Here is a 15,312-nt window from a genome sequence, read left to right on the forward strand (position 1 = left end):
GCCCGCGTCCCCTCACGGCGCCCGCTTGAGCCTCACGTGGGCGACCAGCCCGCCGTCCGGCGCGTTGGCCAGCTCCAGCCGGCCGCCCATGCGCTGCAGCGACTTGTCGACGATGGCCAGGCCCAGCCCCGCGCCCGTGGCCGCGGTGCGGGCGGTGTCGCCGCGGTAGAAGGGCGTGGTCAGTTGCGCCAGGCGTGCCGGGGGCACGCCAGGGCCGTGGTCGCGCACGCTCACCACCACCCAGGGGCCGCTGCGCGTGTAGCTCACCAGCACCAGCGCGGGGCCGCTGCTCTCGGTGCGGCCGTAGCGGCGGGCGTTCTCGAACAGGTTGGCGAAGACGCGGCCCAGCTCCGTGTCGTCGGCCAGCACCATCAGGTCTATGGCGATGCGGGCACTGATGCGGATCTGCGTCGGATCGCGGAAGGCCGAGGCCTCGCGTTCGATCAGCGCCGACAGGTTCACGGGCACCAGCGGCGCGTCGCCCGGGCGGGCGTAGTCCATGAACTTGTCGATGATGGCGTCGAGCTGGTCGATGTCCATGGCCATGTTGCGGCGGGCTTCCTCGTCCTGCACGCTCATCTCGGCCTCCAGCCGCAGCCGTGCCAGCGGCGTGCGCAGGTCATGCGAGATGCCGGCCAGCATCACGGCGCGGTCCTCCTCCACCTTGGCCAGCTCGCGCGCCATGCGGTTGAACCCCATGTTCACCTCGCGGATCTCGCTGGTGAGGGTGTTCTCGTCGAGCTGCGATTCGTACTCGCCCTCGCGGATGCGGCTGGCGGCAAACGAGAGGTCGCGCAGCGGCTGGTTGATCAGCCGGGCGATCGCCGCGGAGCCCAGCAGCGTGGCGATGAGCGCGATGCCCACCCAGACGAACCAGGTGCCGCTGGTGAGCGGGTACACGCGCGTGGCCTCGGCCTGCAGCCAGTAGGCGTCGCGCTCGATGGTGAAGCCCACCCACAGGCCGTCCACGCCGTTGACGCTGCGGGCGAGGATGGTGTCCTCGTCCAGCCGTGCGCGCAGCTCGCGGCCTATGCGGCGCGTGAAGCGGTCGGTCTCGAAGGGCTCCCAGCGGTGGCCGGGCTCGCGCGGCAGCACCTTGACGGCTTCCTCCTCGCTCATCGTCTTGACGACGGAGACGCGGTGGATGCTGTCCGAGAAGCGCAGCGCCGCGCGCGAGAGGTTGACCAGGCTGGCGATCTGCTGCGCGGACTGCACCGCGCGCGGCTCCAGCTCCAGCGCGCGCAGCGTCTGCACCCACGCGAAGATGCCGCCGCCCAGGAGCAGGGCGAGCAGGAAGAAGGTGCGCCAGAACAGGCTCAGCGCCAGCGACTGCCGCGGCCGGCTGTTGGCCTTGCGCGGCAGCAGCCGGCGCAGCCGTCGGCGCAGGCCGCGCAGCTTGCCGGGTGCGGGAGACTGCCGCGTGGCGTCGTCCTCGCCCGTGGGCGTAGGCACGCCGATCTCAGCTTGCGCCATCGGGTACGAACACGTAGCCCACGCCCCACACCGTCTGGATGTAGCGCGGCTGCGCGGGGTCGGGCTCGATCATCTTGCGCAGGCGCGAGATCTGCACGTCCAGGCTGCGGTCGAAGGGCTCGAACTCGCGGCCGCGCGCCAGTTGCGCGAGCTTGTCGCGCGACAGCGGCTGGCGCGGGTGGCGCACCAGGGCCTTGAGCATGGAGAACTCGCCCGTGGTCAGCGCCATCTGCTCGCCGTCCTTGGTCAGGCGGCGCAGCGACAGGTCGAACTCGAAGGGGCCGAAGTTCACGACCTGCGGCTCCTTGGACGGCGCACCCGGCGCCTCCAGCGCGGGGCGGCGGCGCAGCACGGCGTGGATGCGCGCCAGCAGCTCGCGCGGGTTGAAGGGCTTGGGCAGGTAGTCGTCGGCGCCGACTTCCAGGCCCACGATGCGGTCCACGTCCTCCACCTTGGCGGTGAGCATGATGATGGGCGTGGAGTCGTTGGCCGCGCGCAGGCGGCGGCAGATCGACAGGCCGTCCTCGCCCGGGAGCATCAGGTCCAGGACGATCAGGTCAATGGTTTCCCGCGTGAGCACGCGGTTGAGCGCCTTGGCGTCTTCGGCCAAGAGCACTTCGAAGCCCTCCTGCGTCAGGTAGCGGCGCAGCAGGTCGCGGATGCGGGCGTCGTCGTCAACGACGACAACGCGGTCGGGGCGGGGATTTGCAGGGGTGTTCATAGCGAGCTCCCTATTTGTAACGGCGGCATTGTGAACATGTTGGCAAGATGGTTCTGGCGCGATCGGCACCTCTGTTACATCTCTTTCGGCATCCGGACTGGCGCTTAAAGCGTTACAGAGTGTCTCTCGGTGACCCGTGTTCGCGGCCCGCACCCCCCCTTTTTGGAGTGTTCCCATGAGAGCTTTCACCTTCGTGCCCTGTTTGGCGCTGGCCGCGTGGCTGGGCGCCGTACAGGCGCAAACCCTGCCGGCGCCGCCACAGCGCGTGGTTCAGCTGAGCGCCAGCGCCAGCATGGACGTACCCAATGACTGGCTGACGCTGGCCTTCAGCACCACGCGCGAAGGCGCGGACGCCGGCGCGGTGCAGTCGGCACTGCGCCAAGCGCTGGATGCGGCGCTGGTGGAAGCTCGCAAGGTGGCCAAGCCGGGGCAGGTGGAAGTGCGGGCAGGCAACCTGTCGGTGTATCCGCGCTATACCGCCAAGGGCGCCATAGGCGGTTGGCAGGGCAGCACGGAGTTGCTGGTCGAGGGCCGAGACATGGGGGCGATTTCGCAGCTCGTCCCTCGCATCAACAGCATGAGTATCGCCCGGGTGGCTTATTCCTTGTCTCGGGAGGCCCGGGAGCAGGTCGAATCCGAGGTCGGCGCGCGCGCCATCGAGCGCTACAAGGGCCGCGCCGGCGAGATCACGCGACAGTTCGGCTTCAGCCGCTGGAGCCTGCGCGAGGTGCAGGTGCAGACCGATACGCCGCCCGTGGGCATGCCGGTGCTCATGCGAGCCAAGGCGATGGCGGCACCGGCCGACGAGTCGCTGCCCGTGGAGCCCGGCCGTGGGCAGGTGACGGCCACGATCAGCGGCTCCGTCCAGATGGAATGAGCCGCACGGCCCTCTAATTAATAAATAGAGGGCCCGCGCCGCAGCGGACTTTCTCTTTCTTATTGGGCGACCCAGCCGCCGTCCACGTTGAAGGCCGCGCCGCGGATGTTGTCGGCCGCGCTGGAGCACAGGAACACCGCCAGTTCGCCCAACTGCTCGGCCGTGGTGAACTGCATGGAAGGCTGCTTGTCGCCGAGCAGCCGGCGCTTGGCTTCTTCGAGCTCGATGCCGTCGGCCTGTGCGCGGGCCTGCACCTGTTTTTCCACCAGCGGCGTGAGCACCCAGCCCGGGCAGATGGCGTTGACGGTCACGGGCGTGGTGGCCGTCTCCAGCGCCACGCTCTTGGTGAAGCCCACCAGGCCGTGCTTGGCCGCGACGTAGGCCGACTTCTGCGCCGAGGCCACCAGGCCGTGCACGGAGGCGAGGTTGATGATGCGGCCCCAGCCGCGCTGCTTCATGCCCGGCAGCGCCAGCCGCGTGGTGTGGAAAGCCGAGCTGAGGTTGATGGCGATGATGGCGTCCCACTTCTCGGCCGGGAAATCCTCCACCGCCGCCACGTGCTGGATGCCGGCGTTGTTGACCAGGATGTCCACCGCGCCGAACTCGGCTTCGGCGGCTTGCATCATCTGTTCGATCTCCGCGGGCTTGCTCATGTCGGCGCCGTGGTAGGCCACGCGCACGCCCAGTTCGCGCACCTCGGCCAGCGCCGCTTCGCTGTCGCCGAAGCCGTTGAGCATGATGTTGGCGCCCTGGCGCGCGAGGCATTTGGCGATGCCCAGCCCGATGCCGCTGGTGGATCCGGTGACGAGCGCGGTCTTTGCCTTGAGCATGAATGGCCTCCTTAGGTTGATACGATGGTCCAAAGACAAACGGGAGCCATCATGAACGATTCGCCGAGGCTGATTCACGTCCCGTGCCTGCGCCCTGGCGCCATGTACCGCATGGCGTGCTGGGAATGGGGTGATCCGGCCAACGACCGCGTGCTCATTTGCGTGCACGGCCTCACGCGCCAGGGGCGCGACTTCTCCACGCTGGCTCGTGCCATGAGCAACGAATACCGCGTGGTCTGCCCGGACGTGCTCGGCCGCGGGCACTCCGACTGGCTGCACGACCCCACCGGCTACAACGTGCCGTTCTACGTGTCGGACATGGTCAACCTGCTGGCGCGGCTGAACGCGCGCGAGGTGGACTGGGTCGGTACGTCCATGGGCGGGCTCATAGGCCTGAGCCTGGGTGCGCTGGCCAACGCGCCGCTGCGCCGCATGGTGCTCAACGACGTTGGTCCGACCATTGAAGGCGAGGGCCTGCAGCGCATTGCCGACTACGTGGGCGTGCCGCGCCACTGGGCCAACGAGCAGGAGGCCGCGGCCTTCCTGCACGACATCTCCGAGAGCTTCGGCCCGCACACGGACGAGCAGTGGATGGAGATTTGCCGCCCGCAACTGCGCCCCGACGGCGAAGGCGTCACGCTGCACTACGACCTGCGCATTGCCGACGTTTTCAAACAGCTCACGCCCGCAGTGGCCCAGGCCGGCAGCGCCGCGCTGTGGCAGGCCTACGACGCGCTGCGCTGCCAGGTGCTGCTGCTGCGCGGCGCGCAGTCCGACTTGCTGTCGCGCGAAACCGCGCAGGCCATGACGCAGCGCGGCCCGCGCGCGCGCGTGGTGGAGTTCGAAGGCGTGGGCCATGCGCCCATGCTGGTGCAACCTGATCAGGTGCAGGCGGTGAGGGAGTTCTTGTTGTCGCCATGAGAAGCCTGCAATCCGAATGGGTCACCGCACGGCCCGCCACCATCGTTGAACTGGCCGAGCTGCCTTCTTCCCCAGGCGAAGGCGCTCTTTCTCCCGAGGATGCCGGCTTGCTCGCCCTGCAGCGCGCGCGGGCCTTTGCCGAGCCGCTGCTGTGGCAGCGCGAGCTCGACACCGGCGAGGACGCACTCGCCCACGCCGACGGCGTCTGCGCTGTGCTGCGCAGCATCGGCGCGGCGCCGGCCATGCAGGCCGCGGCCTACCTGGTCTACGCCGGGGACTTCCTGCAAAAGCCCGAGGAGGTGGTCGCCAAGGCGTTTGGCGAGTCCTACGCCAGCCTGGTGAGCCACACGCGGCAACTGGTGCAGATACAGCGCGCGGCGCGCCAGGCCCGCGTCGAGGAGCCCGCGCGCGCGCAGCAGACCGAGCGCGTACGCAAGATGCTGCTGGCCTTCTCGCGCGACCTGCGCGTGGTGCTGCTGCGCCTGGCCTCGCGTCTGCAGACGCTGCGCTGGTACGCCGCGAGCAAGCTGCCCTGTCCGCAGGACCTGGCGCTGGAGTCGCAGCACGTCTTTGCGCCGCTGGCCAACCGGCTGGGCATCTGGCAGATCAAGTGGGAGCTCGAAGACCTGTCCTTCCGTTTCCTGCAGCCGCAGGAATACAAGCGCATCGCCACGCTGCTGCACGAAAAGCGCAGCGAGCGCGAGCAGGGCGTGGAGCGTTTCCGGGCCGAGCTGGCGCAGGAGCTGGCCGAGGTGGGCATTCAGGCCACCGTGCAGGGGCGGCCCAAGCACATCTACAGCATCTACAAGAAGATGCAGGGCAAGCGCCTCGGCTTCGAGCGCGTGTTGGACCTGCGGGCGCTGCGCGTCATCGTCGAGGACGTGCCGCAGTGCTATGCGGCGCTGGCGCGTGTGCACGAGCGCTACCGGCCGCTGGAAGGCGAGTTCGACGACTACATCGCCAAGCCAAAGCCCAACGGCTACCAGTCGCTGCACACCGTGGTGCTGGACGACGAGGACCGTCCGGTGGAAGTGCAGATCCGCACCCGTCCCATGCACGAGCACGCCGAGTACGGCGTGGCCGCGCATTGGGCCTACAAGGAGGCGGGCGCGCGCGGCTATGCCGGCGTGAGCGCCGCGGGCGCTTTCGAGGAGCGCGTGGCCGAGGCCCGCAAGGCCGTGCTGCGCCAGCTGCTCGAATGGGAGCGCGACTACGTGCAAGGCGGCGACAACGCCGCCTTCGACGACCGCATCTACGTCTTCACGCCGCAGGCCACGGTGGTGGAACTGCCCGCCGGCGCCACGCCCGTGGACTTCGCCTACAACGTGCACACCGACTTGGGCCACCGTTGCCGCGGTGCCCGCGTGGACGGTGCGCTGGTGCCGCTGAACACGCCGCTGCGCAGCGGACAGACGGTGGAGGTCAACACCTGCAAGGAGGGCGGACCATCGCTGGACTGGCTCAACCCCGAGCTGGGCTATCTGGCCAGCGCGCGGGCACGCTCCAAGGTGCGCGCCTGGTTCAACGCACTGGCGCAGCGCGACACCATCGCGCGCGGCCGCGAGGCGGTGGAAAAGCTGCTGCAGCGAGAAGGGCGCACGGCGCTCAAGCTCGACGACCTGGCCGCACGGCTGGGCTTCAAGAGCGCGGACGCACTCTTCGAGGTGGTCGGCAAGGACGAGTACTCCCTGCGCAACATCGAGCAGCTGCTGCGCCCGGCCGAGCCCGCGCCGCCGCTGGACGAGCTGGTCACCAAGCGTGCCACGGCGCCGGAGGGTGGGCCGCGCGGGGGCATCCTGGTGGTGGGCGTGGAATCGCTGCTCACCAGCCTGGCGCGCTGCTGCCGCCCGGCGCCGCCGGATGCCATAGGCGGCTTCGTCACCCGTGGCAAGGGCGTGGCCGTGCACCGCGTGGACTGCACCAACTTCCGCCACGCGGCGCAGCAGTCGCCGGAGCGCGTCATTCCCGTCACCTGGGGACGGCCGCGCAGCGACCGGGACGCGCTCTATCCCGTGGACGTGACCGTCGAGGCCGCCGACCGCCCCGGACTGCTGCGCGACATCTCCGAGCTCTTTGCCAAGGAGAAGATGAAGGTCACGGACATGAAGATGCAGTCCGTGAAGGACGCGCACGGCGGCAGCACGCGCATGAACTTCACCATCGAGGTCCATGACGCGGCGCGGCTGTCGCAGGTGCTGGGCCAGGTGCAGCGCATAGGCGGCGTGAGGCGTGCGGCGCGGCGCTGATGCGCTGCCGGGGCAGGGCGCCATGGCGGCGTTTTGCCCGCCTCATGGGCTGGCGCCAAGGCCCGTGGCGCCAGGGCAAATGACCGTCTAAAAGCCCGCGCAGCACTTTCTTCAAATTTTTCGAGAGAACCGCTTGCGCAACTGAAAAAACTGCTGCTAGAATGGCGTTCTTCGCAAGCAAGCAGACGCTTTCAAGCGAAGACAACAGGCGCGTAGCTCAGCTGGTTAGAGCACCACCTTGACATGGTGGGGGTCGTTGGTTCGAGTCCAATCGCGCCTACCAATCGCAAGCCCCTGACGGGTGATCTCGTCAGGGGCTCTTTGCTTTCGGGGTGCACGAAAAGGCCGTGCGTCGCCATGACGTGCGAGGAGCGCTTGGCTTGCGATGTCCGGCGCTGCCCAATGAGAAACGGCGGCCGGGCTGCCGTTGCAGCCGGACCGCCGTCGTGTGGCGGGGAGAGGCGAAGCGGTTTCAGCGCACGGCGACGGCCTGCGTGTCCGGCTCGGCAGCGGCCACAGGTGCGGAGCGCGGCTGAATCGCGGGCATGGGCGCGTTGGTGGGCACGCCGCGGCCATTGGCCACTTGGCGCAGGTAGCCCTGCTCAGCCAGCACCTTCACGGCGTAGCCGCCGTCCTCGTCCAGGTTGGCCGCTCCGACGTAGTAGCGCAGCCCGGCTTCCAGGCCACCGGCGCGCTGAATGCATTCCTTGAGCACCTGCACGCCCACGCGCAGGTTGGTGACCGGGTCGAAGGCCGCAAGCGTGCCGCCGAAGCGCTCGTACTTGTCGTCGTGCACACGCGTCATCACCTGCATCAGCCCCTGGGCGCCGACGGCGCTTTGGGCGAACGGGTTGAAGCTGGACTCCACGGCCATGATGGCCAGGATGAGCGTGGGCTCCAGCCCCGCGCGCTGGCCGACCTGCCACGCTTCCTGCACCAAGCGGCTGATGGGCTCCGGTGCCACGCGGTAGCGGCGCGAGAGCCATTTGGCGACGGCAGCCTGCTGGCGGTCGAGCTCGCGCGGGTCCGCCGCCGTGGCGCGGGCCACGCCTTGCGGGTCCGACAAGGCCACGAGCATGTTGCCTTCGCGCTCGGCGCGGGCCTCGTAGCGGGATTGCAGCCATCCGAAGGCCGCACGCTCGGCCTGATGGCGCAGATCGGCATGGCTTCCGGCAAAGGCCAGCAATGCCACGACGGTGAGGCCCACCAGGGCCAGCGTGTTGTGGCTGACCTGGAACAGGCCGGCAACGACGTCGCGCACAAAGACCGCGACTGAAGCGCGCACCGCGCGCACCATGACAAACGCTGTCATTGCTCTCCTTTCGTCCACCGGCGCGGCAATCCAGCGCCTCCCTCGGGAAGCGTTGAAAGTGCCACGCAAGGCGGCGGCGATAATGGTTCGGCAGCAGGCCCGCATGAATCGGACCCTTTCCGCAGCGTCCCCGACGCGACGGGCTGCAAGGCAGCGGTACCCTGTTGAGGGATCGGATCAACCCTGGTCTACGCCAGGTGAACCCATTCTAGGAAGGGTTCAAATAACCGGTCAAGAATATCAAATCCACTCTACATAGCTATTGGTAATGAAATACCGCGACCTGCGGGACTTTGTCGTGCAACTTGAACGACTTGGCGAGCTGCGGCGCATCAGCGAGCCAGTGTCACCAAAGCTTGAAATGACGGCCCTGAGCGACCGCGTGCTGCAGGCCGGCGGCCCGGCGCTGTGGTTCGAGAAGCCCACGGGCCACGACATGCCGGTGCTGGCCAACCTGTTCGGCACCCCGCGCCGCGTGGCGCTGGGCATGGGCGCGCAGGACACCTCGGAGCTGCGCGACATCGGCCGCCTGCTGGCCAGCCTCAAGGAGCCCGAGCCCCCGCGCGGCTTGAAGGATGCCGGGCGGCTGCTGCAAATGGGCAAGGCGCTGTGGGACATGAAGCCCGCGCGCGTTTCCTCGCCCGCCTGCCAGCAGCAGGTGCTTCAGGGCGACGAGGTGAACCTGCACCGGTTGCCCATTCAACTGTGCTGGCCCGGCGATGCCGGCCCGCTGCTGACCTGGGGCCTGGTGATCACGCGCGGCCCGCAGTCCGTGGCGCAGCCGCGCACGCGGCAGAACCTGGGCATCTACCGCCAGCAGCTCATCGGCCGGCGCGAGCTGATCATGCGCTGGCTGGCGCACCGCGGCGGCGCGCTGGACTTCCGCGAGTTCGCGCGCGCCAACCCGGGCCAGCCGTTTCCCATCGCCGTGGCGCTGGGGGCCGATCCGGCCACGCTGTTGGGCGCGGTCACGCCGGTGCCGGATTCGCTGTCGGAGTACCAGTTCGCCGGCCTGCTGCGCGGCAGCCGCACGGAGCTGGCCGACACCTCGGTGGGCGAGGGCCCTCAGAAGCTGCAGGCGCCGGCCAGTGCCGAGATCGTGCTGGAAGGCCACATCCCCGTGGCTGCGCCCGGCTACGAAGGCGTGAGCGAGGACGGCGTGCCGCTCAAGGAGCGCGGCGGCTACCTGCACGCGCTCGAAGGCCCCTTTGGCGACCACACCGGCTACTACAACGAGCAGGACTGGTTCCCGGTGTTCCGCGTCGATCGCCTCACGCAGCGGCGCGACCCGGTGTACCACTCCACCTACACCGGCAAGCCACCGGACGAGCCCGCGGTGCTAGGCGTGGCGCTCAACGAAGTGTTCGTCCCCATCCTGCAGAAGCAGTTCCCGGAGATCGTGGACTTCTACCTGCCGCCGGAAGGCTGCAGCTACCGCATGGCCGTCATCTCCATGCGCAAGGCCTACCCGGGCCACGCCAAGCGGCTGATGTTCGGCCTGTGGAGCTTCCTGCGCCAGTTCATGTACACCAAGTTCATCGTGGTGACGGACGAGGACGTGAACATCCGTGACTGGCGCGACGTGATTTGGGCCATCACCACGCGCATGGACCCTGTGCGCGACACCACGCTGGTGTCGGACACGCCCATCGACTACCTCGATTTCGCCTCACCCGTGAGCGGCCTGGGCGGCAAGATGGGGCTGGACGCAACCAACAAGTGGCCGGGTGAAACCAGCCGCGAGTGGGGCCGCACCATCACCATGGAGCCCGCGGTGCAGGCGCGCATGGACCAAGTCTTCGAGCGTCTCATGGCTGGCGGCAAGGGCGCTTGAAACCCCTGCGCCCGCCGTCCCCAAGCTTGATGCGGGCAGGGCGCTGCGCTACCTTTGCCCTGCCTGCCTTGGCGCAGGTTCATGCAAGTGGCGCAGTCTTCTGCGCAACAGGAGCCCCGGACCGCCTACCTCCGGAGCCCCAGCGGCGGTGGCAATCGCCCGTCCCCTCCGCGCTTCGGCGCGGAGGGGCTCGCTTTTTTTGGGGCGGCTTTACGAGCCCTTCACGAGCCCATCAGCAGGCCTATGCGTTCGCGCACCACCCAGCGCATGAGCGTGAAGCCGCCGCCGCTGGGCAGCCAGCGCAGCAGGGGCAGGCTGTCGTCGCCGGCCAGACCCACCGGCGCCGGGACGACGCGCAGCGCCATGCCGGCCGCGGCACCCGCCTGCTCGAAGGCGCGCCGCGCGCGCGGCATGTGCCAGTCGTGCGTGACCAGGACGATGGTGGTGATGCCCTGCGGCTTGAGCAGCGCCACGCTGCGCGCGGCGTTCTCGCGCGTGTCGCGCGAGGCGTCCTCCACCCAGCGCAGCGGGTGGCGGAACTCCTCGGCCGCCAGCCGCGCCGCGATGGTGGCTTCCGCCTCGCCCTGCATCCCGGCATGGCCCACGCCGCCGCTGAAGCCCACGCCCAGGCCGCTGGCGCGCGACAGCCACAGGCCGTAGCGCAGCCGCTCCAGTGAATAGATGCCGAGGCTGGACGTGCCGTACTCTGGCGCGAAGGCCTCACGCCCGCCACCCAGCACGATGATGGCCGTGCCCGCCGACGCCAGCCCCTTCAGCGCCGCCGCCTCCAGCGCCGGCGGCGGCTGCAGCAGCCAGCGCTTGGCCGGCTCCGCCACCGCCGTGCAGGCTTCCAGCCACAGTGCCGCCACACCCAAACCCAGCAGCGCCAGGCCCAGGCGCCGGCGCCACAGCAGGCCGCCCAACACCACCACCAGCAGGGCAGGCAGAGGCGGCAGCAGCAGGGCGCCCAGCAGCGGCTTCCAGGACTCCAGTCCAAGCCGCATCACAATCTCGTTCATTGGTTGTTTCCTCATCCCGGACGGCGCGCATTGTGCGCAGCCCGGGTGCATGGCATGGCGCAAAAGATGAACAAGTTTTTGAACAAGCGCACGGCAAGGCGGGGGGCCTTGGCCGTGATCGCGCTGGGGCTGCTGTGGCTGTTGAGCGCGCTGGCCCTGCCAGCCCTGCTGAAGTGGCAGTTGCAGCAGCGCGGCAGCGAGCTGCTGGGCCGCCCGCTCAGCGTGGAGCGCATCACCTTCAAGCCCTGGAGCCTGGAGCTGGCGCTCGAAGGCGTCAGCCTGGCCGGCGCCTCTGCAGCGGCATCCCCCGGCGCACCCGCGGCCGACGTGCCGCCGCAGGCCAGGATAGAGCGCGTGCTGCTCAACCTGGAGGCCAGCTCGCTGTGGAAGCTCGCGCCCGTGCTCAGTGCCCTGGAGCTGCACGCGCCGCAGTTGCGCGTGAAGCAGCGCGCCGACGGCGGCACGGACCTCGACGACATCCTGCGGCGGTTGAGCCCTCAACCCCAGGCGCAACCCAGCGAGGGCCCGCCGCCGCGCTTTGCGCTGCACAACCTGCGCCTGGAGCGCGGCGAGCTGCTGTTCGAGGACGAGGCCCGCGGCGTGCGCCACGAGCTGCGCGCGCTGCAGCTCACGCTGCCCTTTATCTCCAGCCTGCCCGCTGACGTAGACACGCAGGTGCAGCCGCGCCTGGCCTTCGAGCTCGACGGCAGCCGCTTCGACAGCGGCGCCAGCGCCACGCCCTTCTCGCGCCACCGCGACAGCACCCTGGAGCTGCGCCTTGACGCGCTCGACCTCGCCCAATTCAGCCCCTACCTGCCCGCGCCGCTGAAGCTGCAGCGCGGCCGCCTGGCCACGCAGTTCCAATTGCGCTTTCGACTGGCCGACGACGGCACGCCGCAACTGGACGTGCAGGGCCAGCTCAAGGCCGAGGACGTGGCCCTCACCGCCGCCGGCGACGCGCCTGCGCTGGCCTGGCAGTCGCTGCGCGTGGACGTGCAGCCCTCGCAGCCCTTGCAGCGCCGCGTGGCCCTGGCCGCCGTCACGCTGGAGGGCCTTGCCGTGCATGCCGGGCGCGATGCCCAGGGCCGCGTGGTGCCCGCGCTGGCCCAGGCGCAGGCCCAGACCCAGGCTCCTCAACCTGCCAAAGCCGCCAAGCCGGCGGCGAGCGCCGCCTCCGGTGCTGCCGGCGCGGACGGCGCCGGCTGGGCCGTCTCGCTGCAGGACCTGTCCGTCAAGGGCGCCACGCTGCACTGGCGTGACGAGGCGCTCAAGCTGGCCTGGCGCGTCGAGGAGCTCGATGCCCAAGCCCACGGCGTGCACTGGCCCCTGCGCGAGGCCACGCCCTTCCAGGCCAGCGCCCGCCTGCGTCCGCAGGAGGGCAGCTACGAGCCCGCTACGCTGAAGCTCGAAGGCGAGGCCGCCGCCCAAGGCGGCACGCTGGGCTTCGCGCTGGAAAACCTGCCGCTGGGCCCGCTGGCCCCCGTGCTGGCCCAGGCCCTGCGCCCGCAGGCCGAAGGCCGCCTGGGCACGCAAGGCCGGCTGCGCTGGACGCCGGACGGCCTGCAGACCGTGGAAGTCGCCCAAGCCCGGCTGGACGGCCTGAAGCTGCTGGACCCGGCCGCCCGCAGCGCGCCGCCCCTGGCCGCCTGGGACTCGCTGGCGCTGGAGGCCGTGCGCGTGGAGCTGCCGCGCCGGCAGGTGGACATCGGCCGCCTGCGCCTGCAAGCGCCCGCCGCACAACTCAGCCGCGACGCCCAAGGCCAGCTCAACGTGGCCTCCTGGTTCCCAACGCCCGCGGCGTCCACGCCTGCTCCCGCACCGGCGGCCGCTGCGGCCCAGGGCGGCGGCTGGCAAGTCAAATTGGGGCGCTTGCAGGTGGAGGAGGGCCGCATCCTCTGGCGCGACGCGTTGCCCGCCCCCGGCAGTCCGCCCGCGCGGCTGGACGTGAGCCGGCTGCAGCTCGCGCTGCAGGACCTGCAATGGCCGCTGGCCGCCGGCGCGCGCCAGGGCAGCCTCAGCCTGCAGCTCGCCGAGGCCGACCGCCCCGCCGGGCGCACCGCCGCCCCAACGGGCCGCGTGCAGTGGAGCGGCCGCGTGCAGCCCCAGCCGCTGATGCTGGACGGGCGCTGGCGCATCGAACGCCTGCCGCTGCACCTGCTGCAGGACTACGCCGGTGCCGCGCTGCCCTTGCGCCTGCTGCAGGCCGAGGGCGGCTTCGACGGCGAGGTCTCGGTCAACACCGCCGCCCCGGGGCTGCGCGTGCAGGCCCGCGGCGACGTGCTGCTGGGTGGCGTGCACGTGGTGGCCGTCGGTGCGCCGAACGACGAGCTGCTGAGCTGGCAGGCCCTCTCGCTCAAGGGCCTGGATGCCGCTGTGCAGCCCGGCGCCAAGCCGCGCGTGCAACTGCAGGCCGCGACGCTGTCGGACTTCTATGCCCGCCTGGTCGTCACCGAGCAGGGCCGCCTCAACCTGCAGGACCTGAGAGGCCGTGCCGTGCTCGACACTGCCGGCACGCCGCCCGCGGCCGCCGAGGCGGCATCGCCCGCGGCGTCCGCTGCGGCCGCCACCACGCGCGGCGGCGTCACCGTCGGCCCGCCCGTGAGCCGCACCCGCGAGCTGCCCGTGGACCTGGTGCTGGGCGCCACCACGCTGGTCAACGGCCGCATCGACTTCAACGACCGTTTCGTCCGGCCCAACTACAGCGCCGAGCTCACGGGGCTCAACGGCGCGATGGGCGCGCTGCGCTCCGACCAGCCCGGCCTGGCGCCGCTGTCGCTGCAGGGCCGTGCCGCCGGCAGCGCGCTGCTGGACATCCAGGGCTCGCTCAACCCGCTGGCCAGCCCGCCGGAGCTGGACATCACGGCCCGCGCCACCGGGCTGGAGCTGCCGCCGCTGTCTCCCTACGCCGGCAAGTACGCCGGCTACGCCATAGAGCGCGGCAAGCTCAGCGTGGACCTGGGCTACCGCATCGACAAGGACGGCCGGCTGCAGGCGCGCAACCGTCTCACGCTCAACCAGCTCACCTTCGGCGAGCGCGTGGAGTCGCCCAGCGCCACCAAGCTGCCCGTGCTGCTGGCCGTGTCGCTGCTCAAGGACCGCGACGGCAACATCGACCTGGAGCTGCCCATCAGCGGCAGCCTCAACGACCCGCAGTTCAGCATCGGCGGCATCGTCCTGCGCCTCATAGGCAACCTGCTGCTCAAGGCCATCACGTCGCCCTTCGCGCTGTTGGCCGGCGCCCACGGGCCGGACCTGAGCACGGTGGCCTTCGACCCCGGCAGCCCCCAACCCGCCGAGGCCGGGCGTGACGTGGTGAAAAAGGCCGCGCAGGCGCTGGTCGATAAATCCTCGCTGCAGACCACCATCACCGGCGAAGCCGACCCGGTGGCCGAGGAGGACGCCCTGCGCCGCGCCCGGCTGGAGGACAGCATCCGCGCCGAGCAGCGCCGCCAGGCGCTGCGCGCGGGCACCTCCACCGGCCAGGAGGCGCTGCCCGAGCCCACCCCTGCGCTGCGCGAGGCGCTGTTGCGCCGCGTCTACGCCGACACCCCCTTGCCCGGAAAGCCCCGCAACTTCATAGGGCTGGCGCGCGAGCTGCCCGTGGCCGAAATGGAACAGCGGCTGCTGGCGGCCATGAGCGTCACGGCCGAGGATGCGCGCCAGCTCGCCGTGCGCCGCGCCCTGGCCGTGCGCGACGCGCTCATGGCCGAGGGCGTCCCGGGCGAGCGGCTGTTCGTGGCCGCGCCCAAGCTTCACACGCCCGCCGAAGGTGGCGAGGACGGCGGCGGCAAGCCCGCCGCCGCTTGGGCGCCGCGGGTGGAGCTGTCGTTGCGCTGAGCCACGCGCGGCTGTCGGCAACGGGGCGCCACGAGGCGCGGCCGGCCCGGGGCAGGCTGCCTTGGGCCGCGCCGCCGCCCGTGCTCAAGCTGGTACATGCGCTGAAACGGCACGCCCGCCCGATTTGGCGAGGCGGGCGACATTGGGGCTTGCCCCATCTGCACCCCTGGTGGTGGCGTGCTCACAGTGGCTCGCCTGGCGCCGGGCCGCCCATGTTGCAGTGGCTCCGGCGCGCCAGTGGA

General features: G+C 70.5%; 10 protein-coding genes and 1 tRNA gene. 6 read left to right on the forward strand and 5 right to left on the reverse strand.

All coding sequences use genetic code 11. The features are described 5' to 3' along the window. Window positions 1-12: 12 nt before the first annotated feature. Together SM757_RS23870 and ompR are read right to left on the reverse strand one after the other, a co-directional pair. On the reverse strand, window positions 13-1,320 hold the full coding sequence (locus tag SM757_RS23870) for a sensor histidine kinase (RefSeq protein WP_238455855.1): 1,308 nt from the start codon (window positions 1,318-1,320) through the stop codon (window positions 13-15). Window positions 1,321-1,459: 139 nt separating this feature from the next. Continuing rightward, window positions 1,460-2,194 (reverse strand): osmolarity response regulator transcription factor OmpR, encoded by a 735-nt coding sequence (gene ompR, locus SM757_RS23875; RefSeq protein ID WP_028999127.1) that lies wholly within the window; start codon window positions 2,192-2,194, stop codon window positions 1,460-1,462. Between the two features lie 175 nt (window positions 2,195-2,369). Between ompR and SM757_RS23880 the strand changes: the two genes are divergently transcribed. Continuing rightward, entirely contained in the window at window positions 2,370-3,071 is a 702-nt protein-coding gene (locus SM757_RS23880; protein ID WP_322467310.1) for an SIMPL domain-containing protein, read from the forward strand. A gap of 59 nt (window positions 3,072-3,130) precedes the next feature. On the opposite strand, the gene SM757_RS23885 is transcribed toward SM757_RS23880, so the two are convergent. Beyond that, complete coding sequence (locus SM757_RS23885) at window positions 3,131-3,901, reverse strand: 3-hydroxybutyrate dehydrogenase (protein ID WP_322467311.1); 771 nt, start codon at window positions 3,899-3,901, stop codon at window positions 3,131-3,133. A gap of 51 nt (window positions 3,902-3,952) precedes the next feature. On the opposite strand from SM757_RS23885, the gene SM757_RS23890 reads away from it, so the two are divergent. The 3 genes from SM757_RS23890 to SM757_RS23900 all read left to right on the forward strand — a co-directional run bounded on the left by SM757_RS23890 (window position 3,953) and on the right by SM757_RS23900 (window position 7,351). Then, the gene (locus tag SM757_RS23890; RefSeq protein ID WP_322467312.1) at window positions 3,953-4,822 is read left to right on the forward strand and encodes an alpha/beta fold hydrolase; all 870 of its coding nucleotides are present in this window, start codon (window positions 3,953-3,955) and stop codon (window positions 4,820-4,822) included. Then, entirely contained in the window at window positions 4,819-7,068 is a 2,250-nt protein-coding gene (locus tag SM757_RS23895; RefSeq protein WP_322467313.1) for a RelA/SpoT family protein, read from the forward strand. The genes SM757_RS23890 and SM757_RS23895 overlap by 4 nt, the downstream gene beginning before the upstream one ends. A gap of 206 nt (window positions 7,069-7,274) precedes the next feature. Next, window positions 7,275-7,351, forward strand: a tRNA-Val gene (locus SM757_RS23900). 189 nt (window positions 7,352-7,540) lie between these two features. Here SM757_RS23900 and SM757_RS23905 read toward each other — a convergent pair. Further along, window positions 7,541-8,380, reverse strand: coding sequence for a lytic transglycosylase domain-containing protein (locus SM757_RS23905; protein WP_322467314.1), 840 nt, complete (start codon window positions 8,378-8,380; stop codon window positions 7,541-7,543). 268 nt (window positions 8,381-8,648) lie between these two features. Between SM757_RS23905 and ubiD the strand changes: the two genes are divergently transcribed. Further along, window positions 8,649-10,214: a 4-hydroxy-3-polyprenylbenzoate decarboxylase gene (ubiD, locus tag SM757_RS23910; RefSeq protein WP_322467315.1), complete on the forward strand. Its 1,566-nt coding sequence runs from the start codon at window positions 8,649-8,651 to the stop codon at window positions 10,212-10,214. A gap of 221 nt (window positions 10,215-10,435) precedes the next feature. Here the strand turns inward: ubiD and SM757_RS23915 are convergent, their stop codons facing one another. Next, entirely contained in the window at window positions 10,436-11,233 is a 798-nt protein-coding gene (locus SM757_RS23915) for a YdcF family protein (protein WP_322467316.1), read from the reverse strand. A 66-nt stretch (window positions 11,234-11,299) separates the two neighbouring features. Here SM757_RS23915 and SM757_RS23920 point away from each other — a divergent pair, with 66 nt between their 5' ends. Beyond that, window positions 11,300-15,070, forward strand: a complete 3,771-nt coding sequence (locus SM757_RS23920; protein ID WP_322467317.1) for a DUF748 domain-containing protein — start codon at window positions 11,300-11,302, stop codon at window positions 15,068-15,070. The last annotated feature ends 242 nt before the right edge of the window (window positions 15,071-15,312 follow it).

This window comes from Azohydromonas lata, assembly GCF_034427735.1.
In the GTDB taxonomy this organism is placed as follows: domain Bacteria; phylum Pseudomonadota; class Gammaproteobacteria; order Burkholderiales; family Burkholderiaceae_C; genus Azohydromonas; species Azohydromonas lata.